Here is a 25,114-nt window from a genome sequence, read left to right on the forward strand (position 1 = left end):
TTGGCATGCGTGCCCTTCGGGCCACACGCACCTATTCCGCCGCCACCATCTGCTGCGTGCGCCACTGGCCCAGCAGGGCGCGGAGCGACGCCGGCTTCACCGGCTTGTTGAGCACCGCGATCTTCTCGTCCCGCGCGGCGACCTGCACGGCGGGGCTGCGATCGGCGGTGATCAGGATCGCGGGGATGGTGTCGCCGAAGCGGCGGCGGATATCGCGGATGGCGGCGATGCCGTTGCCGCGATCGAGGTGATAATCGACCAAGAGCCCAGTGACACGCCTCCCGGCCGCTTCGATCGCGGCGATCGCCCCTTCCGGATCGGCGACCGCGATCACCTCGGCGTCCCAGGCCTTCAGCAGCGTGCGCATGCCGTCGAGGATCGCCGCATCGTTCTCGATGCAGACGATCAGGGCGCCCGAGATCGGCGTGCGCGCCAGCGGGGTCGCGCTGGTCACGGCGGCGGTGTGGGTGATCGCCTTCGCCGTCGGCACGGTCACCGAGAACACCGAGCCGCCGCTTTTATTGCCGTCGATGGCGATGCCGTGCTTGAGCACGCGCGCCAGCCGCTCGACGATCGAAAGACCGAGACCGAGCCCGCGCGCGATCCGCGCCCCCTGCTCGAGCCGGTGGAATTCCTTGAAGATCTCGCCGCGCTTGACCGCGGGAATGCCGACGCCGGTATCGTAGACGCAGATCTTGAGCGAGGCGCCGCGGCGGCGGCAGCCGACCAGCACGCGCCCGCGCGGGGTGTACTTGATCGCGTTCGAGATCAGGTTCTGGAGCAGCCGCCGCAGCAGGAGGCGGTCCGACTTGACCGGGAGCGAGCAGGGCACGAAGGCGAGCTCCAGGCCCTTGGCGCGCGCGATCGGCGCGAACTCGATCTCCAGCGAGCGCATCAGATCGGCCATCTTGAAGCTCGAGATCGAGGTCGTCATCGCGCCGGCATCGAGCCTGGAGATGTCGAGCAGCGCACCGAGGATTTCCTCGATGGCTTGCAGCGATTCGTCGATGTTCTCGACCAGCCGCGTCTCTTCGCCATTGTGCTGGCGCTCGACCAGGCTCGTGACATAGAGCCGCGCCGCGTTCAGCGGCTGGAGGATGTCGTGGCTGGCAGCGGCGAGGAAGCGCGTCTTGGAGATGCTGGCGTCTTCCGCCGCGCTCTTGGCCAGGGCCAGCTCGGAGTTCAGCCGCGTCAGCTCCTCGGTGCGGTCGCGCACGCGTTTTTCCAGCGTCGCATTGGCGCGCTCCAGCGCTTCCGCGGCTTCGAAGGTGGGCGTGACATCGGTGAAGGTGATGACGAAGCCGCCGCCGGGCATCCGGTTGGTGAGCACTTCGATCACCATGTGGCGTTCCGGCAGGCGTTCGAGATAAGGCTCGCTGTCGGTGGTGTAGGCCACGAGCCGCTGCTCGATCATCGCCTCGCGACCACTCTCATCGGCCGGATCGCTCACACCCATGAATTCCAGGATCTCGCGCAGCGGGGTGCCGAACTGGATGAAATGCGGGGGCACGTTGAGGAGATCGCCGAACTGCCGGTTGGAGCAGATCAGTTGCAGATCGGCGTCGAATACCGCGATGCCCTGGCGCACATGGTTGAGTGCGGTCTGGAGGATCTCGCGGTTGAAATGCAGCGCCGCATGGGAATCGTCGAGCAGTTTCAGCGCGGCCTTGGCGGACACCGTCCGCTTGCGCAAGAGCAGCGACATCACGAGGCGCGAGGACGCGGCGCCGATCGACGAGGCGATCAGGTGTTCCGCATGCTGGAGCAGCTCGAAATCGGCGGGTGCTCCGGCTTCCAGGCGCACATTGCGGTGGGCCGAGAAGGCCTCGAACGATTGCCGCGCGCGATCGGGGCCGAGATACTGCGCCACCGTGGTCTGGATGTCCTGGACCGTGACGGTGGTGCGCCAGCGACGAAAGCTCGGCGTGATCGGCGCCAGCGTGTTGGGCACGAACAGGTCGGCCTGCACCAGTTCGATCGAGGACGGCCGTCGCGCCAGCGACAGCAGCACATAAGTGAGAATGTTGAGCGAGAGCGACCAGACCACGCCATGCATCAGGGGCGACAGGTCAGCGCCGAACAGCGCCTGCGGCCGCAGCGCCTCGATCCCGAACGGGCCATGCTGGAGCAGCAGGATGCCCGCGGTGGAGGTATCCATGAAGCTCGGGATGAACAGCGTGTAGAACCACACCGCGAAGCCGACCAGCATGCCGCCGATGGCGCCGCGCGCGGTGGCGCGCCGCCACAACAGGCCGCCGAAGAAACTGGGGGCGAGCTGGGCGATGGCGGCAAAGGAGAGCAGGCCGATCGCCGCGAGCTGGGCGTTGCCGAGCGCGCGATAGTAGAAATAGGCCATCACCATGATGGCGAAGATGGCAAGCCGCCGCGAGCGCAGCAGGAAGTCGCCGAAATCGGTGGCCCCAGTGCGGCCTTCGGGCCGCCGTTGCAGCACCAGGGGCATCACGAGGTCGTTCGAGACCATGATGGAGAGCGCGACGCATTCGACGATCACCATCGCGGTCGCCGCCGACAGTCCGCCGACGAACACGGCGACGCTGAGAAGTCCCGCGCCGCCATCCATCGGCAGCGCCAGCACGTACATGTCGGGATCGACCGCGCCGAACGGGAAGGTCACGAGCCCGGCAAGCGCAATCGGGATCACGAACACATTGATGGCGACGAGATAGAGCGGGAACAGCCAGCGCGCCCGGCTGACCTCGGCGTCCGACGAATTTTCCACCACGCTGACGTGGAATTGGCGCGGCAGCAGCATGATCGCGCACAGCGACAGCAGCGTCATGGTCAGGAAGTTGCCGATCGACGGCGAGTATTCGATGGCGCGCACCGCTTCCGGTGTCTTCATCGCGCGCTCGATCAACTCATGCGGCGAGAACATCCAGAAGGTGACGAAGATCCCGGCGGTGAGGAAGGCAACGAGCTTGACGATGGATTCGGTCGCGACCGCCAGCATCAGCCCGTGCTGGTGCTCGGTGGCATCGGTCTGCCGCGTGCCGAACAGCACCGCAAAGGCCGCCATCGTCAGCGTCACCATCAGTGCCATGTCGCCGAGGATCGGGATGTGGGAGAAGGCCTGGTCTTCGCTCAGGATCGTGCCGAGCGAGGAGGCCACCGCCTTGAGCTGGAGCGCGATATAGGGCACCGAGCCGATGATCGCGATCAGCGCGACCGTCGCCGCCACCGCCTGGCTCTTGCCGTAGCGGGCCCCGATGAAGTCGGCGATCGAGGTGATGTTGTGGGTTTTGGCGAGCTGGATCACGCGCCGGAGCACGCCGGCGCCAAGCCCGATCATCAGGATCGGGCCGACATAGATCGCCAGGAAGTCGGTCGAGGTGCGGGTGGCGAAGCCGACCGAGCCGAAGAAGGTCCACGAGGTGCAGTAGATCGCCAGGGACAGCGGGTAGATCAGCCCGGAGGCGCGGCCGCGCCCGGCCGGCGAGCGGCGATCGCCATGGCTCGCCACCAGGAACAGGAAGCCGATGTAGCCGAAGGCGGCGGCGATCACGCCCCAGTCGTGCAGCATGGCAAGCGTGTGTCTCCCTGGGCGCGGGGACCGCGCCAGATCTCATTTTCCTTGTAAATCTAGCGCGTTGGATGGGTGGAGGCGACAGCGAAATGCCCGGCGGAGGCGGGAACTGGGGGGATCGTTAAGGTGCGAGCGGACACTTACGCTTCCCCGGAGGGTCCCTGGAGGGGGAGGGTAGGAAGACCTACTCCGCCGCCAGCGACTTCTGACGTAGCGGCAGGCCGAGGCGGTCCCACACTTGCAGCAGGGCCTCGGCGAGCTGATCGATCAGGCCGTCGTCGTGATAGGGCGAGGGCGTGATGCGAAGGCGCTCGGTGCCCTTGGCGACGGTCGGATAGTTGATCGGCTGGATGTAGATCCCGTGCTCTTCCAGCAGGAGGTCGGAGGCCTGCTTGCACTTCTCGGGATCGCCGACGAACAGCGGCACGATGTGGGTGTCGCTCGACATCACCGGCAGGCCTGCGGCATTGAGGATCGCCTTGACGCGGGCGGCGCGGTCCTGGTGGCGCTCGCGCTCCCAGCTCGACGTCTTCAGGTGCTTGATCGCGGCGGTCGCGGCCGAGCAGACCGCCGGCGGCAGCGCGGTGGTGAAGATGAAGCCCGGCGCATAGGAGCGCACGGCGTCGATGATCTGGCCGTTGGCCGCGATGTAGCCGCCGAGACAGCCGAACGCCTTTGCCAGCGTGCCCTCGAGAATGTCGATGCGATGCATCACGCCGTCACGCTCGGCGATGCCGCCGCCGCGCGGGCCGTACATGCCGACGGCGTGGACTTCATCGACATAGGTCATTGCGCCATACGTCTCGGCGAGATCGCAGATCTTGGCGAGCGGCGCGACATCGCCGTCCATGGAATAGAGGCTCTCGCAGACGATCAGCTTCGGCCGATTGGGACCGGCCGCTTTCAACAGCTCTTCGAGATGCGCGACGTCGTTGTGACGGAACACGACGCGCTCGCAGCCGGACTGGCGGATGCCCTCGATCATCGAATTGTGGTTGAGCTCGTCCGACAGGATCAGGCAGTTGGGAATGAGTTTTGCGATGGTCGGGATGCCGGTCTGGTTCGAGACATAGCCCGAGGTGAACAGCAGCGCGGCTTCCTTGCCGTGGAGATCGGCGAGCTCGGCTTCGAGCTGGACCAGCGGATGGTGCGTGCCGGCAATGTTACGGGTGCCGCCGGCGCCGGTGCCGACGCGCGTGGCGGTCTCGACCATGGCGCCGACCACCTTCGGGTGCTGGCCCATGCCGAGATAGTCATTGGAGCACCAGATCACGACGTCGCGCTTGCCCTTGGGCGAGTGCCAGACCGCGTGCGGGAACCGGCCGGCTGTGCGTTCGAGGTCGGCGAACACGCGATAGCGCCGCTCGGTGTGGAGACGGTCGAGGGCGGTATCGAAGAACTGGCTATAATCCATCGGCAAAACCTGCTGCGGAACCTGGCCCAAGGCGGCCATTCATTTTTAGAGCTTTTCCAGCTCCGCTGTCCATGCGCCTGCGCACATTCGAGGCAAGGCGAGCGTGCCAATTGATAACGCCGGTCCGGCGGCGATTGTTGATGTGGATCAAGCGCCTAACGCGGGCCTACCGGCCGGACCGGAGTTGCCCGGGGAGCAGGGGCTGCCGTGGACATTTTGTCCATGGCGCGGCTCCCGTCCATGATTGCCGAGCCGGTCGCGCCGACGCGGACCCATTTGAAAGGAAGCCCCGATGAAACGTGTGATGATCCTCAACGGCCCCAACCTCAACATGCTCGGCATCCGCGAGCCGCACATCTACGGCACGACGACGCTGGCAGAGGTCAACGCGAGCTGCGAGGATGCCGCCGCCAAGCTCGGCCTCAAGCTTGCCTTCCACCAGTCCAACCATGAGGGCGTGCTCGTCGATCTGATCCAGTCGGCGCGGCAGGACGCAGATGCCATCGTCATCAACCCGGCCGGCTTCTCCTTCACCTCCGTCGCGATCATGGACGCGATCAAGACATTCGAGGGCCCGGTGCTGGAGGTTCACATCTCCAACATTCACGCCCGCGACGAATATCACCGCCACTCCAAAATCTCGTTCGTGGCAACCGGTGTGATCTGCGGGCTGGGACCATTCGGCTACATAGCGGCACTGCACGCGATCGCGAATATGAAGTGAGTGGCCACGCTGACGGTCCACTCCCTCGCCCCGTTCTTACGGGGAGAGGGGTGAGGGGCTGCTTCCACCGTGACGGTGACAGTGGGACTCGCGGAGAGTCCCCCTCACCCGCAATTTGTTGCCGCAAATTCCGGCCTCTCCCCGCAACTGGGGCGAGGTGACTCAGCACTCACGTCGTCCGAAACTGCAGCACGCCGTCCTGCATCTCGGCTGTCAGCCGGCCCTCGACGATCATGTAGTTGACGTGGGCGACCAGCTCGCCGGCGGCAAAACCCATCTGGTGCTCGTCCAGCACGTGCTTGTTGAACACGACAGGCACCAATGCGCGCGAGGTTTGCGGCACCTCGCTACAGGCTTCCGCGATCAGGCGGCAGCGCTCCTCATGATGGTCGGCGAGCTGCTTGATGCGGGTCTTCAATCCGTAGAACGGCACGCCGTGGCCGGGCAGCACCAGCACGTCGTAGGGAAGCGTCGTGGTGAGGCTGGCGAGCGAGGCCAGATATTCGCCGAGCGAGTTCTGGTCGGGCTCGACCGCCCAGACGCTGACATTCGGCGAGATCTTGCTCAGCACCTGGTCGGCGGAGAGGAACAGCTTGTCGTCGGCGCAATACAGCATCACCTGGTCGAGCGCGTGGCCGCCGCCGGTGATCACCTTGAAGCGGCGTGTGCCGATCACGACGTCGTCGCCATGCGAGATGCGGCGGTAGGACGGCGGCAGCACCGAAACGCGCTTGAGATAGTCCTGGCCGCGGCCGAGCAGCTTTTCAGTGAGCGACTCGTCCATGCCGTGGCGGCGGAAGAACAGCCGCTGCGCCTCGCGCCGCTCCTCGGTGCCACGGTTCTGGTGATAGACCGATTGCAGATATTCGACCTGCGACATCACCAGCGGGCAATTGAAACGCTCGACGATCCACCCCGCCAGACCGACATGATCAGGGTGCGAGTGAGTGACGATCAAGCGCGTGATGTTGACGCCCTTCAGCGGTCCATCGAACAGCTTGATCCAGGCCTCGATCGTCTCCTCGTTGCCGAAGCCGGCATCGATCATCGCATAGCCGTCGCCATCGGCGAGCAGGTAGATGTTCACGTGGTTGAGGCGGAACGGCAGCTTCAGCCGCGCCCATAACACGCCGGGCCGCACCTCCACGACCTGTTCGGGGCCGGGGTGCTGTTCCCAGGGGTAGCGCAGGGCCTCAGCCGAGGACTGTGCGGTGTCGGTTTTTGAGCTCATGCTACCGGCTTAAACCCAGCGCGCGCGGGGCGCCAGCCGAAAAAGGATGCTCGGCGGCGCCCGCATGGCGGTCATACCGGGGCCGTTTTCCGTAGCCCGGATGGAGCGAAGCGCAATCCGGGGTTACAGCCACAAATCAAAGAAGTCCCGGATTACGCTTCGCTCCATCCGGGCTACTGGTTCGACGTCCTTACGCCGCCCGCATGTCGTTGAGGAAGGCGTCGATCTCCCCGCGCAGCATATCGGCCTCGCGCCGCAGCGCGTCCGAGGCGCTCAGCACCTCGCTGGCCGCAACGCCGGCTTCGGCTGACGCAGTGGAGACGCCGACGATGTTGCTGGAGACTTCGCTGGTGCCGCCGGCGGCATGCTGGATGTTGCGGGCGATTTCGCGCGTGGCGGCGCCCTGCTCCTCGACTGCGGCTGCGATCGTCGTGGTGACGTGGTTGATCTCGCCGATGATCCGGCCGATACCCTGGATGGCGCCGACCGCGGAGGTCGTGATCTCCTGCATGCTGGCAATCTGGGTGCGGATCTCTTCCGTCGCCTTGGCGGTCTGGCTGGCCAGGCTCTTCACCTCGGAGGCGACCACCGCGAAGCCGCGGCCGGCCTCGCCTGCGCGCGCCGCCTCGATAGTGGCGTTGAGCGCGAGCAGATTGGTCTGCGAGGCGATGGTCTGGATCAGGTCGACGACGACGCTGATGCGGCTCGCGCTGTCGGCGAGGCTCTGCACAGTGGCATCGGTCGATCCCGCTTCATCGACGGCCTTCTTGGCGATCTCGGCGGAGGTCACGACCTGGCGGCTGATCTCCTGGATCGAGGAGGACAGCTGCTCGGTGCCGGCCGACACAGTCTGCACGTTGACCGAGGTTTCCTCCGCGGCGGAGGCGACCGCGTTCACCAGCGCGTTGGACTGGTCGGCAGTGTTCGACATGCTCTGCGCGGTCGATTGCATCGAATTGGCCGACTGCGCCAGATTGTCGAGCGCGGAGCGCACCGTGCTTTCGAATTCGGCGATCTTCGCTTCCATGCGCGCGGCCCGCTCGGCCTTGGCGATGCGGTCCTTGTCCTGCTCGTTCGTCAGCGCGCGGGCCTCGATCATGCTTTCCCGGAACACTTGCAGCGTGTTCGCCATCACCGAGATTTCATCATTGTGGTTCTTCGAGCGGTAGATCTCGGTTTCGAGGTCGCCGTTCGCGAGCAGCTGCATCGACCGATGCAAGGCGCCGATCCGGCGCAGGATGTTGCGGCCGACATAGAGCCAGACGAACAGCGCCGAGCCGACCAGCATCAACGCGCCCAGCGCCAGCATCACCGACGTCGCGAGCGAAATCTCCTGCCGCGCCTGGAAGGTGGAGGCGTTGGTCTCCTTCTGCACGCCATCGACGAGCTGCTGCACGCTCATGCCGAGGCCGACATTGAGCTTGCGGGTCTCGTCCAGGATGGTCTGACCATAATCGATGGCGTCGAGCTCTTTCTCGCGCAGATTGAATACGCCGGTCTTGCCGGTGCCGAGCGCAAGCAGCTTTTCCGCCGTCTCGCGCAGCATCTTGTTGCCCTGAGTGTCCGGCAACAGATCGAGGTTGGACCGCAGGCGTCCCTGGGCCGTCTTGAATTCCTTCTGGATGTCGTCGAGCTTGTCGCTCGTGTTCGCCGACAGCGCCGCGCTCATGTTGGCGGCGGCGAGATTGCCGCTGGCGACGACGTTGCCGAGCTGACCGACGGTCTGCGCGGCGTCGGTTGCATCTGCGGCGGACAGGTCGGCTGAACCGAGGATCGCATTGACCCGGGTCTGCGCGTCCAGCATCGCCGGGCTCGCCGCGCCGACGAAGGCACTCTGGGCGCTGCGCAGCGCGTCATATTGCTTGTCATGGAGCGCCGCGATGTCGAGCCGTTCGCGGGCGGCCTTCGCCAGGCTCTGAGCCGCCTCGTTGATGCTCTTCATGGTGTCGCTGAGCCCGGAGACGACCCTCTTGTCGGCGCCGAGCTCGATGATCTCGTTGAGCTTCTGCTGCGTCTGCTCCTGCAATTCCCTGAGCTTCTTGGTGCGTTCATTCAGGGCGTCCTCGCTTTGCGCCGCAAGCAGGGCTGGTCCCTGCGCCGCAAGACTCGCGCTCAGTGCCGACAATTGCAGGCTGGCGGAAAGGCGCGGAATGTCCCGCCCGCTGAGTTCGGTCATGCGTCCGCCGAGATTCTGCAGCGCGAGGCCGGCGCCGGCCGCGATCACGAGGCCCATGCCTGCGATCACCGCGAAGGCCGCGAACAGGCTGCCGCGCACGCCCCATTTCGGCATTTTGAAACGAGGACGGAAACGGCCAAGGATGCCGCCAAGGCCCAGACGGATCGCCATCGAAATTCCCCCAATGTTCTTTTGTTGTGGGCGGCAGTATCGGCAGCACCGGTTAAGAAATCGCAATTGGTGCAATCAGTTGCGCATGTTCCGCAGAACGAAAAACGAAAAAGAAGGGCCGGCAACGAGGCCGGCCCTTCAGCGTGATAAGGTTTTGATAACCGATCAGTAGCGCGCGACAGCCGGGCTTGCCCAGTTGAAGCGGTAGTTGACGCCCGCCTTGAAGGTATGGTCGTCGGTGGTGAAGCTGCCGGTGCCCGCGAGCGGACCGCCGGTGAAGCTCGCGTCGCCGAAATTGTAGTACTGGTACTCGGCCTTGGCCGACCAGTTCGGGGCGAACATGTATTCGAGGCCGGCGCCGACGGTGTAGCCGTTGCGGTGATCGCCCGTGATGACGAAGGCCGTCGGCACGCCGCCGACGGTCACCTTCTCATTGTTGTCCGAATAGGCGTAGCCGCCCTTCACATAGAGCAGGCCGGGGCCCCAGGTGTAGCCGACGCGGCCGGTGATCGAGCCGAGACCGCGCTGATCGTTGGTGTAGGCGATGCCGCCCGGAAACACGGCGCCGACGCTACCGGAGAGCCAGGAATACTGGCCTTCGACGCCGACAACGAAGTTCGGGTTGAGCTGCCAGTCAGCACCGACCTGCACGCCGCCGAGGAAGCGGCCATTGCCGTTGTTGCCGGTGGAGAGGCCGTTGAAATTGTTGTCGCTGGAGAACGCGCCGCCGACATGGGCGCCGAGATAGAAGCCGGTCCAGTTGTAGATCGGTGCCACATAGGCCGGGGCCGGCGACTTGTAATAATTGCGCGCGCCGAGATCGGCGCCGACGGCCGGCGCAGCCGCACCCAGCGCGAGCAGCGCAACCGTCGCAAACAGAAACTTCTTCATGGTCTTGAACTCCAACACTTTACGTCCCCGGCAGGCGCGCTGTCCGCGCCGTCGTTGGTTTTGCAGATAGCTCGCTTTTGACGAAAATGCTGTCACATCCGTGGCACAGCGAGAGCCAACCCAACTTATTGGGCCGCAAACGATTTTCGTGCTTAATGCCGGCTTAAGAAGTGCTGAAGGAAGGCTTAACTTCGCGCGTCACAGGTAACTTGCGCGCGCCTCTTGTTAACCGAGACGCCGCCGCGCCTCATCGCGCATCTGCGCGCGAAAGGCCGCGCGCTTCGCGGGCCGGTCTTCCTCGCGCACGTCATGACGATCGAAGATGTCGAACTTCTCCAGGATCGGATAGCGCTCGCTCGCCATCGCGAGCACGCGCAGTATCTTGGTCGCCTCCGGCGAGGGGCCGCTGACCTCCCAGCGCCGGATGGTGTCGGCACCGCCTCTCTCCGGTAATCCGCACAGCCTGGCCATGTCGGCTGCAGTGAGCTTGCGCTCGAGGGCATCGGAGAGGTCGTTGCGAAGCTGCTTCAGTTCGGCGCCGGTCATGCTGCTTGCGTCCAGGGAAATCACGGAACGCAACGCACTAGCGCTGATTCGGGTCCATCCGAAGGCGGCGGTTGCGTGCCCGCGCTCCGGCACCTTCGCCCGCGCACGGAGTTATGAATGGAGACCTATGGAAGTTTCCCGATGAGTGAACACTTGGCGTGTCGGGGCGCGCACTGGGCGAAAGGATCAGCCATGAAAACCATCAAACTCGCGATCGCCGCGCTCGTCACGACCGGACTGCTTGCTACGCCTTTCGCGGCTGAAGCAAAGAAGGTCCGGTCGAGCCGGCATTACAGCACCGGTGTGGTCACGCCGACCTATGGCGGTGTCGGCGTGCCGCCCACGCAGCCAAGGGGGCCCTACGGGTCATCCGGACAGACGGTCGGCACCGTCACCGCGCCGTCGATCGGCTCGTACAATTGGCCTTCGGTTGGCGTGACTAACGCGGTCCCCACCTGGAGCAACACCACGAGATAGAGAGCGCTTCGGCGAGGTGGACGCCGCTCTCCGGATCAACGCATGCCGCTCTCCGACCCGGAGAGCAGATAAAGCGCGACCAGCAATGTCGCGACCGACAGCATCGTCGTGATCGAGACCGTCGCTGCGACCAGCTTCTCCTCGACCTTGTGCTCGTGCGCGAGGACATAGACGGTCTTCGCCGTCGGCACGGCCGCGCAGATGACGGCGGCAACCGTGTAGAGGGGGGTGAGGCCCAAGATCACAGAAAGTCCGTAAACGATCAGCGGCATGACCACCAGTTTCACCGCCGCAAGCGCAAACGATACCTTCAGATTGGATCGCAGGCCCTCGACGGACAGACCGAGCCCGATGGCAAACAGCGCGCAGGGCGTGAGCGCGGCGGCGATCATGTTCAGATAGGTTGCGACCGGCGCCGGAATCGGCAAGTCCGTCATCGCCCATACGATCCCAATGAGCGTCGACAGCACCATGGGATTGAGCAGGATCTGCTTGACGAGTCCGGCCGAATGCGAGGGACCGCTGGCGTCGCTTTCCAGCATTATCACCGTGATCGGAAACATCACCGCGGCCACGAACACCGTCGCCACAGCTGCGGGCAGGACGGCTGGTTGGCCGTAGATCGCATGCAGGATCGGCAGCGCGACGAACCCGGTGTTGGTCATTGCCGCTGCCATCCCATGGATGGTGCTGCTGGCGAGATCGTGTTGGCCACCCGCGCGGACCGGCAGGAATACCAGCGCAAAGCAGATGAGTGAGCCGCCGCCGAATGCGAGCAGAAAGCGCCATTCCAACAGATTGTGCGCCGGCTCCTGGGCGATCGTGACGATCAGCAGCGCCGGCATCGCCACGTTGTAGGCAAAGTGGACCAGGGCATCGGCAAGCGAGCGGGAGAGATAGCCAACCTCGCCCGCGAGCCAGCCGGTGACGATGATCGCGAATACGGGAAGAACGAGGCTGGCGACCTCCATCCGGCTTCCCCCCTTGCTGCCATAGCCGCAGCAAGAGGTTACCCCGGCGACGGAGCGTCGTCACTGCTTTGCTCGAGCCGCCCCCGGCTCAAATGGTTCTTTTCAGTCGAGGTGTTCAGTGCCAGGCGCGAAGCATCCCACCGAGACTGGGCGTCCGCTGCTAAATTCCACGGCCGGTCTGTTGACCGATCACGCAGCGCCATGCCGCCAGGCGCTCGGCCGGATGCTGGTTCATCCATTCGGCGAGCTGCGGCGCGCCCATCAGGCAGGACTGCACCGAGACCTGCGCAAAATCCGAGCTGGTGACGAGCTGCTCGTGGCAATTGGAGGGAGAGGCGAGGCTGCAGAGCACGGCGATGATTTTGATCACGACAGGTTACCTCCGTCGCGGCCGATGAATGCGTGGCCGATCGCCGGCTTGTCCTGCCCCCCGTTTGCCGCATCGGCCGGCGGGAAGATGCTGTCGTAGATCGCGCGTGCCTCCTCGATGAGGCGGGCTCGCTCGCGCTCGGATTTCGAGACAAATCGAATAACTTCGCCCATGTTGGCTCCGAATATCAGTGTGTGAGTCCGTCATCAGATGACGTCAATCATTCAATCGTCATCTATGACACCGCCTTCGGCTTTGAAGCGGCCGGGCCGGTCACGACCGGGTAAAAAGCGCGTGACCGTGCTCCAGGAGATCCGACGTCCCGGTGTGGCTCACGCGCTGGCTTGTGAAGCTGTCCACCACCTCACATTCGTTGTATGGCTCTCGCCGTGAGCGAACGATTGGTGGTGTCAACTTACCCCTTGCCGCCATCAGCAAGGATAGTCTCACGAGAGCAAATGCTGCTGGATCGAATATGTTTCGCTGCATGCAGCGAGCAAGTTTTTGGAACCATCACGAAGATCGATGAACGACCACAAGCCGCCTCAGGCCGCAGGCGCTTGCTCCTTGCGTCCCGGCACTGCTGCCAGTAGCTCACGCGTATAGGCATGCTCGGGCGCGGCGAACAGCTGCGCGGTCGGCTTCAGCTCGACGATGGCGCCGCGTTGCATCACCGCGATGCGGTCGCAGATCTGCGCGGCGACGCGCAGGTCGTGGGTGATGAACAGCATCGACAGCCCGAGGCGCGCTTTGAGGTCTTCCAGCAGCTTCAGCACCTGCGCCTGCACCGAGACATCGAGCGCGGAGACGGCTTCGTCGGCGACGATGATCTCCGGCTCGAGCGCGAGCGCACGGGCAATGCCGATGCGCTGGCGCTGGCCGCCGGAGAATTCATGCGGATAGCGCTCGAGCGCGCCGGCGTCGAGGCCCACCATCTTGAGGAGGTCGCGCGCGCGGTCGAATGCGACCTTGGGATCAAGGCCGGCCGCGATCGGTCCATCGGCGATGATATTGCCGATCTTCCGCCGCGGATTGAGCGAGGCGAACGGATCCTGGAAGATCATCTGGATGCGATGACGCTCGGCGCGCAGCGCCTTGCCCGACAGCGAGGTCAGGTCGGTCTCGCCGATCCGCACCGTGCCGCGGTCGGCTTCGATCAGCCGCATCACCAGGCGCGCGACCGACGATTTGCCGGAGCCGGATTCGCCGACCAGGCCGAGCGTTTCGCCCTTGAGGATGTTGAAGTTGACCGCGCGCGCCGCGTCGACACGGCGATCCTCGCGGAACCAGCCGCCTGATGTGACATAGGTCTTGTCCAGCCCGATCACCTCGACGGCCCTGGCCTGATCGTCGAGAGGCTTTCGCGGCGGCGGATCCATCGACGGCACGGCGGCAAGCAATGCCTTGGTGTAGTCGTGTTGCGGTTCGTTGAAGACGGCCGCGGCGGGGCCTTCCTCGACGACCTTGCCGTGGCGGAGCACCACGACCTGGTCGGCGATGTCGGCGACCACGCCGAAATCATGGGTGATGAACATCACCGCCATGTTGCGATTGCGCTGAAGATTGCGGATCAGCTTTAGGATCTGCGCCTGCGTGGTGACGTCGAGCGCGGTGGTCGGCTCGTCGGCGACCAGCACTGCAGGCTCGAGTGCGAGCGCCATCGCGATCATGGCGCGCTGGCGCTGGCCGCCAGAGAGCTGGTGCGGGTAGGCGCGCACGATGCGCTCGGGGTCGGGCAGGCCGACCTCTCGTGCCAGCGACAGCGCCTTGGCTCGCCGTTCCTTCGGCGTCAGCAGGCCGTGCGCCTCGAACATCTCCGCCATCTGGTCGCCGATCCGCATCAACGGATTGAGCGCGGTCATCGGCTCCTGGAAGATCATCGCGAGCCTGCGGCCGCGCAGGTCGCGCCAGCCGTCGTCATCGAGTTTGAGCAGGTCGCGGCCTTCGAACTGGATCTCGCCGGAGGCGACCGACACGGTGTCCGGCAACAGGCCCATCAGTGCATGCGCGCACATCGATTTGCCGGAGCCGGACTCGCCGACCACGCAAACGATCTTGCCGGGCCGCAGATCGAGCGAGACGCCATCGACGGCGAACGGACGTTCGGCGCCCTTGGGCAGCGCGATCCGCAAGTTTTTGATGGAGACGGCGGGTGGCGCGGTCATCGTCAGCGGCCCTCCCGCGACAGGCGCGGATTGAGCGCATCGTTGAGGCCTTCGCCGATCAGGTTCAGCCCGAGCACGGAGATCAGGATGGCGACGCCCGGAAACACCGTGATCCACCAGGCCTGCCGGATCACGGTGCGGCCGGCGCCGACCATGTAGCCCCAGGAGATCAGATTGGGGTCGCCGAGGCCGAGGAATGACAGCGAAGATTCCAAGAGGATCGCGGTCGCCACCATCAGCGAGGCCAGCACGATCACGGGCGACAGCGCGTTCGGCAGGATTTCGCGCAGGATGATCCAGCTGTTGCTCTGGCCGGTCACCACGGCGGCCTGGACATATTCGCGCGTGCGCAGCGACAGCACCTCGCCGCGGACGAGCCGGGCGACCGGCGGCCAGCTCACCACCGCGATCGAGGCGACGATCGAATAGATCGAGGGCTGCAGGATCGCGACCAGCACGATCGCGAGCGCGAAGCTCGGAATGGTCTGGAAGAACTCGGTGAAGCGCATCAAGGCGTCATCGACCTTGCCGCCGAAATAGCCGGCCATGGCGCCGATGGGAATGCCGACCAGCAGCGCGACCAGCGTCGATACAAGGCCGACGAGTAGCGACACGCGCGCGCCAAAAATCATGCCGGCGAACACGTCGCGGCCGAGCGCATCGGTGCCCAGCGGCACGGTCGAGAGCGTGAACGGCGGCAGGAACGGTCGCTGCACCATGCGCCAGGGCGAGTTCGGAAACAGCATCGGCCCGAACAATGCAATCGAGATCGCAAGCAGGAGGATGATGAGCCCGATGACGCCGCTCGGGCTCTTCAGCATCGATTTCCAGAACTGTTTCATGAGGCGAATTCGATGCGTGGATCGACCAAGCGATAGACGAGGTCGGTGATGAGGTTGAAGATCAGCACCATGGCCGAGCAGATCACGAAGACGCCGAGCAGCAGATTGTAGTCCCGCTGCAGCAGCGCGTCGTACATCAGGCGCCCGATGCCGGGCCAAGCGAACACGGTCTCGGTGATGACGGCGCCGCCGATCAGCGTGCCGGAATGCACGCCGGCGAGCGTCACCACCGGCAGCAGCGCGTTGCGCAGCACGTGGCGGCGCTGAATCACGGCATCGGAGAGGCCTTTCGCACGCGCCGTCTTGACGAAGTCGAGGCGTTTCACCTCCAGCATCGAGGCGCGCGTCATGCGGGTATAGGTCGCCATGAAGAACAGGCCCAGCGTCATCGCCGGCATGATCAGGTGCTTTGCGACGTCGACCGCGTGGGCAAGGCCGGTGAGGTTGGCGCCGACCGTCTCGTAGCCGAAGCTCGGCAGCCAGTCGAACGTGACCGAGAACAGCAGGATGCCCATCAGCGCCACCCAGAAGATCGGCATCGCATAGAAGATCAGCGCGAACACGGTGATGCCGGTGTCGAGGAAGGTTCCGGAAAAGCGCGCGGCGAATGTGCCGAACAGGATGCCGAGCGCGAGCGAGATCGCGAAGGCGGTCAGCGTCAACAGCAGCGTCGCCGGCAGCCGCTCGCCGATCAGCTTGGCGACCGGTGCCTGCTGGCGGAAGGAGAAGCCGAGGTCGAGGCTGACGACGCCCTTGACGTAGATGAAGAGCTGCTCGGGCAGCGGCTTGTCGAGGCCGAACTTCTCCCGGAGCTGCTCGACGAAGACCTGATCGCTGGCCCCAGCCTCGCCCGCCATCACGACTGCGGGATCGCCGGGCGCCAGCCGGATCAGGAAGAAGTTGAGAACGACGATCGCGAGCAGGACGATCACGCCCTTCAGGACACGCTGAGCGACGAAGGAGAGCATCTTGTATCAGATCAGGTTGAAGGCGGGCGGCAATTGCGGTGCGCTCCCTCTCCCGCTTACGGGAGAGGGTAGGGGAGAGGGTTTATCCGCAGAGAGGACGACAAGTGGAGAAAGCCCTCTCCCGCTACGCGCTTTGCGCGTAGCGACCTCCCCCGCAAGCGGGGGAGGTGAAGCTAGGCCGCGGCGGAGCGCCCTCACTTGTCGAGCCATGCGTCCTTGAAGCCGTCATTGACCCCGATCCCCGTGGTGATCAGGTTCTTGACCTTGCAGCGCATGATGGTGGGGAATTGCAGCTCGAGCATCCAGGCCACCGGCACGTCCTCGACCAGGATCTTCTGCGCCTGCTCGTAGATTTCCTTGCGCTTCGAATCGGGCGTGGCAACGGCGCCGTCGGCGAACAGCTTGTCGATCTCCGGGTTGGAATAGCCCTCGACGTTGTTGAAGACCTGCCCCTTCGCGATGTTGCTGGAGATGTAGTTGCGCCCCACCCCGAGCGCGGGATCGCCATACTGGTAGAGATAGGTGAAGGCGATGTCGTAATCCCAGTCGCCGATCTTCTGGTTGCCGCCGGCAACGTCGGTGGCGATCGTCTCGATGGTCATGCCGACGTCCTGGAGGTTCTGCTTCACGGCCTCGCCCCAGCGCTGCCAGGTCTCGCCATAGGCGAGCGGCAGCAGGCGGATCTTCTCGCCCTTGTAGCCGGCTTCCTTCAACAGCGCCTTGGCCTTGGCCGGATCGTAGGGATACTTCTTCACGTCGTCGGTGTAGTATTTGATGGTCGAGGCCGACGGGCCGGTGGCGACCTTGCCGAGCCCATTCCAGATCACGTCCTTGGCGAAGTCACGGTCGATCGCATACATGATCGCCTGCCGCACCCGCTTGTCCGCGAGCGGCCCCTGGCGGTTGTTCAGCCACAGCCAGGCCAGCGGCGAGAAGAACTCCCAGCCCGCGCCGGTGACGCAGGTATCCTTCAGCTTGGACAGCCGCGGCACGTCGAAATTCTCGACCGAGCCGCCCGGCAGCACGTCGACCTTGCCGGTCTCATACGCCACCGAGCGCGCAGCGGCGTCGGGGATGATCTGCCAGTAGATCTCGTCGAGATAGGGCTTGCCCTTCTCGTAGTAGTTCGGGTTCTTGACCAGGCGGATGAACGAGCCCTTCTGCCATTCCTTGAACATGAACGGGCCGGTGCCGACGGGCGCGTTGTTGTAGGGATTGGTCTTCCAGTCGGTGCCTTCATAGAGATGTTTGGGCACCATCGGCATCGAGCCGACCTCGAAGATGCCGAGGAACGGGCCGAACGGCTGCTTCAGCGTGAACACCACCGTGTAATCGTCCGGCGCCTCGACCTTCTCGACCTGGGCGAGATTGGTGCGGGCACGCGCGTGTGTCTGCTTCAGCATCTCGATCGAGAACAGCACATCGGCGGCAGTGAAGGGCTTGCCGTCATGCCAGGTCACGCCCTTCCTGAGCTTGAACGTATAGGTCTTGGCGTCCTCGCTGACGCTCCAGCTCTCGGCGAGCTCCGGCTGCGGGTCGAGCTTTGGGCTGTAGCGCAGCAGTCCTTCGAAGATGTTGCCTGACACCATCTGCACCGGGCCGTTCTGGACCATCGCCAGCATCAGGCCGGGTGGCTCGGGCTGGATCACGGCATTGATCACACCCCCCGTCTTCGGCTCTTGCGCCAGCGCCGAGGCCGTGAGGCCGCAAGCCAGGAGGAGACCAAGCAACACTCGTTTTGGCATGTCGTATCTTTCTCAAGCGAGACCAGCCGTAGACGCTTCGCACGTCATGGCGCGCAAAGCTACGGTCGGCCCATCCCAGTCCCCATCCGATATCGAGGCTCACACAGTCTCGTTCGGCGCGGCAAGATGAAAGTCGCGACAGTGTTCGCACAAAAAATGTACAGCGCGTCCTGTTTTGATGGATTGGCCTCTGATCGCGGGGATCCGCCATGTCGGTCGCTGGCCGACATCGGGTCGCGACACAGCGTCGCGGCGGGCCTGCTTGAGGATAAGAGCAGTGTCACGCCTCACCGCAACCCAGCCCGGCGAAATCCCTCCAGATAGTGTTCGCGATCGCCGTCGTTGGCCCACGGCAGTTGCGTCGCGATCCAGTGCAGCGAGATGCCCGGTTGGGTGCGGCGGAGCTCTCCAAGCGCCATCTCCGCGAGCGCGCCGTCGCCCGTCATACCGGCGGAGACGGCGAGCACGCGGTAGGCGCCGGTGAGGTCGCCGCGGTGGCGGATGGCCTCGCGCGCCAGCGCGATGGCTTCGTCATACTGCCGCTCGGTGAAACGCGCATAGGCGGCGATGCCGTGATAGATCGCCAGTGACGGATCGCGCGGTGACAGCCGGATCGTCCTTTGCGCGGCCTCGAAGGAATCCTTCGGTCGTCCGGCATAGGACAGCGCCAGCGCGTAATAGCCCTGGACCAGCGAGAAGTTCGGATTGAGCGCGAGCGCCTGCTCGAACTCGGACAGCGCATCCGCAAGCCTGCGGGTCGAGAAGCAGACGCTGCCGAGCGCGGCATGCGCCCAGGCGTCCTCATGGTCGCAGCGCAAAGCGGCGAGCGCGGCGGCTTCCGCGGCCGGCGCAACCGCGGCCAGCTCGGCCCAGCCGAGATGCACGCCGAACATGTCGTTCATGGCCAGCACCGACAGCGCCTGGCCGTAATTCGGATCGATGGCAATCGCGCGCTCGAGCAGTGCCCGCGCGGCCGCGTGATCCTGCCGGGTCACGCGCCAAAAATGCGACAGCGCGCGCATCGAGAGGTCCCAGGCGTCCAGGCTTGCAGGCGGCTTGCGATGGCTGCGAAAATTTTCCGCCGCGTGGATCTGCGGCTCGATCGCCGCGGCGATCGCGTTGGTGATCTCATCCTGCACGGCGAAGACGTCGACGAGCTCGCGGTCATAGCGCTCCGCCCAGATATGTCTTCCTGAGGCGGCGTCGTTGAGCTGCGCGGTGATGCGCACCCTATTGTCTGCCTTGCGCACGCTGCCTTCGACGATGTAGCGGACGCCGAGCTCGTCGGCAATCTGCCTGATGTCGACAGCGCGCCCCCTGTAGGTGAAGGAGGAGTTGCGCGCGATCACCATGAACCAGCGCTGTTTCGATAGCGCGGTGAGGATGTCCTCGCTGATCCCGTCGCCGAAGTAGTCCTGCGCGGGGTCGCCGCTCATGTTCTCGAAGGCGAGCACCGCGATCGCAGGACGGTCGGCCACGCGCGGGGGAGTGGGCTTGGCTTCCGTCGGCGCTGGGGGTGCTGCCATTTCTTCCCGCACCTCGCCGACGAAACGAAAGCCCTTGCGCGGAATGGTCTTGATGAGCCGTTGTGTTGCGCCGTCGTCGCCCAGCGCCTTGCGCGCGGCGTTGATCCGGCTGTTGAGGGCGGAATCCGAGACGGCGCGGTCGCTCCAGATCTGGCTGATCAGGTCATTCTTGCTGACCACACGCGCCCGTTGCGTGACCAGATAAAGCAAGAGATCGAATACTTGCGGCTGCAACGGAACGGCCGCCCCGTCGCGCGTGAGCTCCCGAACATCGCTGTCGAGCACGTTGTTTTCAAAGCGAAATCGCACGTTTTCGTCGTCTCAAGCAAAAATCAAAGTCGTCTCAGGGGAAAATCAATCGTCTGCGAAAGCCGCGGGACGTCCGATCCGGCATGGTGCGAAGACCAAACCGTGTCGATGCCTCGGCACAACGGAGCTTTCTATGACCCAACTTGATCACCAGGTTCATTCCATCAGCCCGGATATTGCGGGCTCACGCATTTTCAGGTTCATCGCCTTTCTGTACGGAATTGCGGCATATCTCGTCTTTTTTGTCACCGTGCTCTACGCGATCGGCTTCGTCATGGGCGTGATGGTGCCCAAGACCATCGACACCGGAGCCGAAGCGCCCGTCGTTCGAGCGGTCATCATCAATCTGCTGCTGATGTCGCTGTTCGCGGTTCAACACAGCGTGATGGCGCGCCAGCAATTCAAGGCGTGGTGGACGCAGTTCGTCCCCAAGCCGGTCGAGCGAAGCACGTATGTGCTGTTCGCGAGCCTGTCATTGCTCCTCCTGTTCTGGCAGTGGCGTCCGCTGCCGGCGGTCATATGGAACGTCGAGAACCCGGATCTTGCCGTGACGGTGGTCACGCTGTCCTTCGCCGGCTGGGTGCTGGTGTTCACCTCGACCTTCATCATCAACCATTTCGAATTGTTCGGATTGTCGCAGGTGACCGATCATCTCGTCGGCAGGGAAGCGGCGCCGCCGCGTTTCAAGACGCCGCTGCTCTACAAGTTCGTCCGTCATCCGATCTATCTTGGTTTCATCGTCGCGTTCTGGGCGGCGCCGACCATGACTGCGGGTCATCTGCTGTTCGCAGCCGTGACCACGCTCTACATCTTCGTCGGTATCGCGCTGGAGGAACGCGATCTCGTCGGTCTCTTCGGCGACGAGTACCGGCAGTACAAACAACGGGTGTCGATGCTTATTCCCTGGCGCCGGCCAGTGTAGTCTCGGCCTCGCCTCGCGCGTTCCCCGAAAGGAGGACGCGCGGGGCGCCGACGCACGATAACGATCCTTCATAAAACGGAGACGTCCAAATGAAACATGTCGGAAACTGCTTCTGTGGCGCGGTCACGGTCGAGGTCACAGGCGCGCCGGAGGCGATGGGCTATTGCCATTGCCGCTCCTGCCGCTCCTGGTCGGGCGGTCCGGTCAACGCCTTCACCCTGTGGAAGCCGGAAGCCGTGCGCATCACCGAGGGCGCTCAGAATGTCGAGACCTTCGCCAAGACGCCGCTCAGCCAGCGCAAATATTGCAGGAAATGCGGCGGCCATCTCATGACCAACCATCCCCCGCTCGGTCTGATCGACGTTTTCAGCGCCACCATCCCAACACTCGCGTTCACGCCCGGTGTCCACGTCAACTATGCGGAGACCGTGCTGCCGATGCGTGACGGCTTGCCCAAGCTGAAGGATTTCCCGGCCGAGTTCGGCGGCAGCGGCGAGATGATGCAGGAGTAGCGGCCCTCATTTGAAAGCCAAAAGGCCGAAGCTCGGCTTCGGCCTTTCTTGCGAGGGCGGCGGCAGAGCGTCGCCCTCTGCCTTCTCCCAAGGGAGCACGACGAAGGACTAGCCTCCGCGCGATTCAACAACCTTGCGGCAGGAATCCGAGAGCTTCGACTTGTTCTCGCGCAGACAGGCATTCATCTGCGGCGGCTTGCCGATATGTTCGGCGCAGAATTTACTGGCGTCGCCGCGGCAGGCCATTTGCTCCTGCGGCGATGGGCCGGACTGTGCGGCAGTGGGCAGGGCGGTAGCGGCGAGCAGCAGCGCGGCAACAACCGAAATCTTCATAAAGCACCTCTTTGGAATCATTGTCGGTCCCGACCGGGATCACGCGGGCCGACCATCTCGCGCAGCCCCGGCGCGGGTCCATCCCATGTTCATGGCACCGGCCAGTCCTTTCGGCCGCCGCACCCCCATCTTCATGGCATGTATCCGCGCGCCGACTTTTGCCATTCAGGCTGCACCTCGGCTGCGAGACCCGGTGATTGCACCGGGATGCCGGACGGGAAGCAGGAGAGCAAGATGTCGAAGAGAGCTGGAGCGCCGAGCGCCGGGCTGACGATCATGGCCTTGGCCGGCGCGGCGATGGTGTCGCTGGGCACGAGCCCGGCGCAGGCCGTGGTTTATTGCAAGACCGTCGGAGTGCCCAAGGGCTGCGTGGTGCGGCCGATTGGCGCCGTGGTGGTCGCGCCGGGAGCGCCGGTCGCGGCGGCGGCGGTCGCAACGCCCGGCGTCGGCGCGCCCGGTGTCGGTGTGCGGGCCGGCACGCCGATGAATCGCGGCGGCCCGGTCAATCGCGTCGGCGTGCGCTGATAATTCCATTCGATTGAATTGATTGCATCGCTTCGGGCCAACGGAGCCTGCGGACGAACACCCCCGTCCTCCGCAGGCAAATGATCCGGCCCGTCCCCTCTCTCCGTGCGCCCCACACGTTCGGGGAGGGGGCCTTTCAGCCCGCGGCCATGTCGCTGTCGGGAAAACGCTGCGGCAATTGCAGCCGCACGCGCGTGCCTGAGGCATCCGAGCTCAGATTGAGCACTGCGCCGCAGCGCGCGGCGCGGCTTTTCATGTTGCGCAGGCCGCGCGCGGTCTGGCTCGCGCCCGCGGCCTCGCAATGGCCGGTCAGCGCAAAACCGTGGCCGTCGTCGGTCACGCTGATGACGCCGTACGGCCCTTGGCCTGCGTCGAACGTGTCGATGGTGACTGCGATGCGTCGGGCCTGCGCGTGCTTGACCGCATTGGTCACGGCCTCGTCGAGGATGCGCACGATCTGGATGACGTGCCATGGCCTGAGTTCAGGATGCAGCGGCAGGCCCTGCGGTGTCGCCACACGCCAGTCGAGCGCGATGTCGTGCGGCCGCAATTGGGCCGCGGCGCGCTCGCGCCAGGAGCCGAGTGCGAGCATCAGGTCGCCGCCGATGTCGTCCATGGAATCGATGACGAGACGCAGATCCTTCAGCGCCGCGCGGGCGGCATCGGTAATGGTCGCGCCCTCATGGCCGCGCTCGGACAGCGCGACGATGCTGACGAGCTGGCCGCCGAGGCCGTCATGCAGGTCTCGCATCAGGCGCGTGCGCTCGTTGGCGAGCGCCGCGGCGCGGGCGCGCTCCTCCTCGCGGGCAAAGCTCGCCTTCAGCCGTTCCTCGGCTTCGCGTACCCGCGTCACCAGCTGGCCGGCAAAGCTGTCGACCTGGTTCAACGCGCGGGCAAAGCGCCAGGTCAGCCCGGCGCCGATGGCGACCAGCATCGCCGAATAGGACAGGCGCGAGACGAAGATGCGGTCGTTGCTCACGATCTCGAGCACCGTGAGCATGTCCTGGACCCAGCAGACCAGCACGATGGTCACCGCGCAGCCGATCGTGAAGCTCGCCGCGTCCTGCCGCCGCACCACCGCGGCTGCCGTGACGCAGGCCATCAGGAATAGGCAGAGCCCGACAGTGGGAATGCCGAGCACCAGGAACAGGATGCGCGGCAGCGGCGGGCCCCCGATCAGCCCGACCACGAACACGAGGACGCCAGGCACGAATAGCAGCGTGCCGTAGCGCGGCCAGCGCCAGCCGAAGAACAGCACGCCGAACACGACGATCAGCGCGCTCTCGATCGGTGCGGACGCGAGCAGCACCGCGGCGAGCCGGGATACCGCGGCCGGCGGCACCGGCGGCGGCGCGAACGCCTGCACCACTCCGAGCACCATCGCCGTTGCCAGCACGCCATAAACCGGTTCGTGGCGCCGCATCAGCCACATGGTGGCGAGGATGACGGCCAGGATCGCCTGCCAGGCCGAGAACACCACCGGCAGCGTGACGAACAGCAGCGTGCGTGTCTCATAGGCAGGGCGCAAAGCGATATCCGGCCCGACAGAGACGGTATCGAGAAAGCCCTTCAACGGGCCCCATACGAACAGCCGCACCGTGATCTCGTTGCCGCCTTCGCGCAGCAGCGAAGCGGGGATAGCTGCGATCTCAGGCGTGTTGCGGTCGGGCCGGTTGGCATTGGCATCGCGTCGGGAGTCGAGCACGACGATGCCGTTGATGGCGACCTCCACCGCGTTGCTGAAGCGCGGCAGGTACACCGACCAGCCCGAGGCCGCATCGGCGCTCCGGAATGTGAAGGCGCCCGTGTAGAACGGCGGGTCGGCCAGCGAGTAGCGCGACGACGTGAAATGCGGCAGGGTCACGGGGCGCGCCACGCCGTCCTCCCGCGCCGAAAAATCGCTCAACGCGAAGTCATCAGGGTCGTTCGGCTGCAGCAGCCGAATCCCGAGGATGGTGACGATCACGATCAGCGCCTGGAGCAGCAGATAGGGCACCAGGCGCGAGGCCAGCAGCCGGCGCCGCGCGGGTTTGGCCCGTGCTTTCGCCGCGAACTCGCTCACAGCTTGATCAGGCCCTGCTGCACCGCCTCGAACACCGCTTCGCTGCGCGTGTGCACTTCGAGCTTGCGATAGATGTTCTTGATATGCCCTGGCACGGTCTGCTTGGACAGTCCGAGATGGCTGGCGATCTCGGCATAGCTGAAGCCCTTTGCGATACCCCACAGGATGTCGATCTCGCGCGGCGTCAGCCTGGCGGTGTTGAGCGGGGGGCCGGGCGGCGGCTCCGCCGAATTCTGCGCGGCACCTTGTGTTCTGCGCACGATGAAACGGGCGATCGAGGCCGAGATCGGCGAATGGCCGGCGACGAGATCGCGCACGGTGGTGGCGATGTCGGTGGGGAAGGCATCCTTGAGCAGATAGCCGGTGGCGCCGACCGTGATCGCGGAGATCACGCTCTCCTCGTCGCCGAGCGCGGAGATCACCATGATCTCGGTGTCCGGAAAGCGCTGCCTCATCTCGCGGATCAGTTCGATCCCGTGGCCGTCGGGCAGCCGCAGGTCGGTCAGCAGCACGCGCGGCGCGCCGACGCTCAGGGCCTGCCGCGCCTCTGCCAGCGTAGCGGCGCTGCGCACCTCGTAACGGGCCTTGACCAGCGCATCCTGCAGCCGCCAGCAGGTCGGCGCATCGTCCTCGACGAGGAGGATGGTGATGGCGTCACCCGTCTCGCCCTGTTCGGTCATGATCATCGTC

At 65.0% G+C, this 25,114-nt stretch carries 22 protein-coding genes; 5 read left to right on the forward strand and 17 right to left on the reverse strand.

What is annotated here, in order from left to right:
* Positions 1–31 precede the first annotated feature (31 nt).
* Both P6U29_RS04510 and hemA read right to left on the reverse strand, forming a co-directional pair.
* On the reverse strand, positions 32–3,541 hold the full coding sequence (locus tag P6U29_RS04510; protein WP_407116502.1) for a NahK/ErcS family hybrid sensor histidine kinase/response regulator: 3,510 nt from the start codon (positions 3,539–3,541) through the stop codon (positions 32–34).
* A gap of 187 nt (positions 3,542–3,728) precedes the next feature.
* The gene (gene hemA, locus P6U29_RS04515; protein ID WP_407119599.1) at positions 3,729–4,958 is read right to left on the reverse strand and encodes a 5-aminolevulinate synthase; all 1,230 of its coding nucleotides are present in this window, start codon (positions 4,956–4,958) and stop codon (positions 3,729–3,731) included.
* 292 nt (positions 4,959–5,250) lie between these two features.
* Here hemA and aroQ point away from each other — a divergent pair, with 292 nt between their 5' ends.
* Positions 5,251–5,682, forward strand: coding sequence for a type II 3-dehydroquinate dehydratase (aroQ, locus tag P6U29_RS04520; protein WP_407116503.1), 432 nt, complete (start codon positions 5,251–5,253; stop codon positions 5,680–5,682).
* Positions 5,683–5,851: 169 nt separating this feature from the next.
* Here the strand turns inward: aroQ and P6U29_RS04525 are convergent, their stop codons facing one another.
* The 4 genes from P6U29_RS04525 to P6U29_RS04540 form a co-directional block, all read right to left on the reverse strand.
* Complete coding sequence (locus tag P6U29_RS04525) at positions 5,852–6,913, reverse strand: MBL fold metallo-hydrolase (protein ID WP_407116504.1); 1,062 nt, start codon at positions 6,911–6,913, stop codon at positions 5,852–5,854.
* 190 nt (positions 6,914–7,103) lie between these two features.
* Positions 7,104–9,260, reverse strand: a complete 2,157-nt coding sequence (locus P6U29_RS04530; protein ID WP_407116505.1) for a methyl-accepting chemotaxis protein — start codon at positions 9,258–9,260, stop codon at positions 7,104–7,106.
* 165 nt (positions 9,261–9,425) lie between these two features.
* Entirely contained in the window at positions 9,426–10,151 is a 726-nt protein-coding gene (locus P6U29_RS04535) for an outer membrane protein (protein WP_407116506.1), read from the reverse strand.
* 225 nt (positions 10,152–10,376) lie between these two features.
* A complete protein-coding gene (locus tag P6U29_RS04540; RefSeq protein WP_407116507.1) occupies positions 10,377–10,697 on the reverse strand; it encodes a hypothetical protein in 321 nt (106 codons plus the stop codon).
* 192 nt (positions 10,698–10,889) lie between these two features.
* On the opposite strand from P6U29_RS04540, the gene P6U29_RS04545 reads away from it, so the two are divergent.
* Positions 10,890–11,174, forward strand: a complete 285-nt coding sequence (locus P6U29_RS04545; RefSeq protein ID WP_407116508.1) for a hypothetical protein — start codon at positions 10,890–10,892, stop codon at positions 11,172–11,174.
* 35 nt (positions 11,175–11,209) lie between these two features.
* Here the strand turns inward: P6U29_RS04545 and P6U29_RS04550 are convergent, their stop codons facing one another.
* The 8 genes from P6U29_RS04550 to P6U29_RS04585 form a co-directional block, all read right to left on the reverse strand.
* Positions 11,210–12,145 carry an AEC family transporter gene (locus P6U29_RS04550; protein WP_407116509.1) on the reverse strand — a complete coding sequence of 312 codons (936 nt, stop codon included), beginning with the start codon at positions 12,143–12,145 and terminating at the stop codon, positions 11,210–11,212.
* A gap of 160 nt (positions 12,146–12,305) precedes the next feature.
* Positions 12,306–12,515: a hypothetical protein gene (locus P6U29_RS04555; protein WP_027573332.1), complete on the reverse strand. Its 210-nt coding sequence runs from the start codon at positions 12,513–12,515 to the stop codon at positions 12,306–12,308.
* The gene (locus P6U29_RS04560; RefSeq protein WP_407116510.1) at positions 12,512–12,688 is read right to left on the reverse strand and encodes a hypothetical protein; all 177 of its coding nucleotides are present in this window, start codon (positions 12,686–12,688) and stop codon (positions 12,512–12,514) included. Before P6U29_RS04560 ends, P6U29_RS04555 begins: the two co-directional genes overlap by 4 nt.
* Positions 12,689–13,060: 372 nt before the next feature.
* Positions 13,061–14,680 (reverse strand): ABC transporter ATP-binding protein, encoded by a 1,620-nt coding sequence (locus P6U29_RS04565; protein ID WP_407116511.1) that lies wholly within the window; start codon positions 14,678–14,680, stop codon positions 13,061–13,063.
* Between the two features lie 2 nt (positions 14,681–14,682).
* Complete coding sequence (locus P6U29_RS04570) at positions 14,683–15,522, reverse strand: ABC transporter permease (protein WP_407116512.1); 840 nt, start codon at positions 15,520–15,522, stop codon at positions 14,683–14,685.
* The gene (locus P6U29_RS04575) at positions 15,519–16,490 is read right to left on the reverse strand and encodes an ABC transporter permease (protein ID WP_407116513.1); all 972 of its coding nucleotides are present in this window, start codon (positions 16,488–16,490) and stop codon (positions 15,519–15,521) included. The genes P6U29_RS04570 and P6U29_RS04575 overlap by 4 nt, the downstream gene beginning before the upstream one ends.
* Before the next feature lie 194 nt (positions 16,491–16,684).
* A complete protein-coding gene (locus P6U29_RS04580; RefSeq protein WP_407116514.1) occupies positions 16,685–18,235 on the reverse strand; it encodes an ABC transporter substrate-binding protein in 1,551 nt (516 codons plus the stop codon).
* 287 nt (positions 18,236–18,522) lie between these two features.
* Complete coding sequence (locus tag P6U29_RS04585) at positions 18,523–20,070, reverse strand: winged helix-turn-helix domain-containing tetratricopeptide repeat protein (protein WP_407116515.1); 1,548 nt, start codon at positions 20,068–20,070, stop codon at positions 18,523–18,525.
* A gap of 133 nt (positions 20,071–20,203) precedes the next feature.
* On the opposite strand from P6U29_RS04585, the gene mddA reads away from it, so the two are divergent.
* Entirely contained in the window at positions 20,204–20,992 is a 789-nt protein-coding gene (mddA, locus tag P6U29_RS04590) for a methanethiol S-methyltransferase (protein WP_407116516.1), read from the forward strand.
* A gap of 89 nt (positions 20,993–21,081) precedes the next feature.
* Positions 21,082–21,504: a GFA family protein gene (locus tag P6U29_RS04595; RefSeq protein ID WP_407116517.1), complete on the forward strand. Its 423-nt coding sequence runs from the start codon at positions 21,082–21,084 to the stop codon at positions 21,502–21,504.
* 108 nt (positions 21,505–21,612) lie between these two features.
* Here P6U29_RS04595 and P6U29_RS04600 read toward each other — a convergent pair whose 3' ends face one another.
* Positions 21,613–21,837: a cysteine rich repeat-containing protein gene (locus P6U29_RS04600; RefSeq protein ID WP_407116518.1), complete on the reverse strand. Its 225-nt coding sequence runs from the start codon at positions 21,835–21,837 to the stop codon at positions 21,613–21,615.
* Between the two features lie 234 nt (positions 21,838–22,071).
* Here P6U29_RS04600 and P6U29_RS04605 point away from each other — a divergent pair, with 234 nt between their 5' ends.
* Entirely contained in the window at positions 22,072–22,362 is a 291-nt protein-coding gene (locus P6U29_RS04605) for a hypothetical protein (protein ID WP_407116519.1), read from the forward strand.
* A 136-nt stretch (positions 22,363–22,498) separates the two neighbouring features.
* On the opposite strand, the gene P6U29_RS04610 is transcribed toward P6U29_RS04605, so the two are convergent.
* Both P6U29_RS04610 and P6U29_RS04615 read right to left on the reverse strand, forming a co-directional pair.
* A complete protein-coding gene (locus P6U29_RS04610) occupies positions 22,499–24,424 on the reverse strand; it encodes a sensor histidine kinase (RefSeq protein WP_407116520.1) in 1,926 nt (641 codons plus the stop codon).
* Positions 24,421–25,104: a response regulator gene (locus P6U29_RS04615; RefSeq protein ID WP_407116521.1), complete on the reverse strand. Its 684-nt coding sequence runs from the start codon at positions 25,102–25,104 to the stop codon at positions 24,421–24,423. Before P6U29_RS04615 ends, P6U29_RS04610 begins: the two co-directional genes overlap by 4 nt.
* Positions 25,105–25,114: the final 10 nt, after the last annotated feature.

Origin of the sequence: Bradyrhizobium sp. LMG 9283 (assembly GCF_045571415.1) — a bacterium.
Lineage (GTDB): Bacteria > Pseudomonadota > Alphaproteobacteria > Rhizobiales > Xanthobacteraceae > Bradyrhizobium.

What these genes read in the sequence shown, in the direction of transcription:
- P6U29_RS04550 (WP_407116509.1), bottom strand. Translation starts at nt 12,145, where the DNA reads ATGGAGGTCGCCAGCCTCGTTCTTCCCGTATTCGCGATCATCGTCACC.
- hemA (WP_407119599.1), bottom strand. Translation starts at nt 4,958, where the DNA reads ATGGATTATAGCCAGTTCTTCGATACCGCCCTCGACCGTCTCCACACC.
- mddA (WP_407116516.1), top strand. Translation starts at nt 20,204, where the DNA reads ATGACCCAACTTGATCACCAGGTTCATTCCATCAGCCCGGATATTGCG.
- P6U29_RS04560 (WP_407116510.1), bottom strand. Translation starts at nt 12,688, where the DNA reads ATGGGCGAAGTTATTCGATTTGTCTCGAAATCCGAGCGCGAGCGAGCC.
- P6U29_RS04525 (WP_407116504.1), bottom strand. Translation starts at nt 6,913, where the DNA reads ATGAGCTCAAAAACCGACACCGCACAGTCCTCGGCTGAGGCCCTGCGC.
- P6U29_RS04575 (WP_407116513.1), bottom strand. Translation starts at nt 16,490, where the DNA reads ATGCTCTCCTTCGTCGCTCAGCGTGTCCTGAAGGGCGTGATCGTCCTG.
- P6U29_RS04615 (WP_407116521.1), bottom strand. Translation starts at nt 25,104, where the DNA reads ATGACCGAACAGGGCGAGACGGGTGACGCCATCACCATCCTCCTCGTC.
- aroQ (WP_407116503.1), top strand. Translation starts at nt 5,251, where the DNA reads ATGAAACGTGTGATGATCCTCAACGGCCCCAACCTCAACATGCTCGGC.
- P6U29_RS04565 (WP_407116511.1), bottom strand. Translation starts at nt 14,680, where the DNA reads ATGACCGCGCCACCCGCCGTCTCCATCAAAAACTTGCGGATCGCGCTG.
- P6U29_RS04510 (WP_407116502.1), bottom strand. Translation starts at nt 3,541, where the DNA reads ATGCTGCACGACTGGGGCGTGATCGCCGCCGCCTTCGGCTACATCGGC.
- P6U29_RS04595 (WP_407116517.1), top strand. Translation starts at nt 21,082, where the DNA reads ATGAAACATGTCGGAAACTGCTTCTGTGGCGCGGTCACGGTCGAGGTC.
- P6U29_RS04545 (WP_407116508.1), top strand. Translation starts at nt 10,890, where the DNA reads ATGAAAACCATCAAACTCGCGATCGCCGCGCTCGTCACGACCGGACTG.
- P6U29_RS04600 (WP_407116518.1), bottom strand. Translation starts at nt 21,837, where the DNA reads ATGAAGATTTCGGTTGTTGCCGCGCTGCTGCTCGCCGCTACCGCCCTG.
- P6U29_RS04530 (WP_407116505.1), bottom strand. Translation starts at nt 9,260, where the DNA reads ATGGCGATCCGTCTGGGCCTTGGCGGCATCCTTGGCCGTTTCCGTCCT.
- P6U29_RS04605 (WP_407116519.1), top strand. Translation starts at nt 22,072, where the DNA reads ATGTCGAAGAGAGCTGGAGCGCCGAGCGCCGGGCTGACGATCATGGCC.
- P6U29_RS04535 (WP_407116506.1), bottom strand. Translation starts at nt 10,151, where the DNA reads ATGAAGAAGTTTCTGTTTGCGACGGTTGCGCTGCTCGCGCTGGGTGCG.
- P6U29_RS04580 (WP_407116514.1), bottom strand. Translation starts at nt 18,235, where the DNA reads ATGCCAAAACGAGTGTTGCTTGGTCTCCTCCTGGCTTGCGGCCTCACG.
- P6U29_RS04540 (WP_407116507.1), bottom strand. Translation starts at nt 10,697, where the DNA reads ATGACCGGCGCCGAACTGAAGCAGCTTCGCAACGACCTCTCCGATGCC.
- P6U29_RS04570 (WP_407116512.1), bottom strand. Translation starts at nt 15,522, where the DNA reads ATGAAACAGTTCTGGAAATCGATGCTGAAGAGCCCGAGCGGCGTCATC.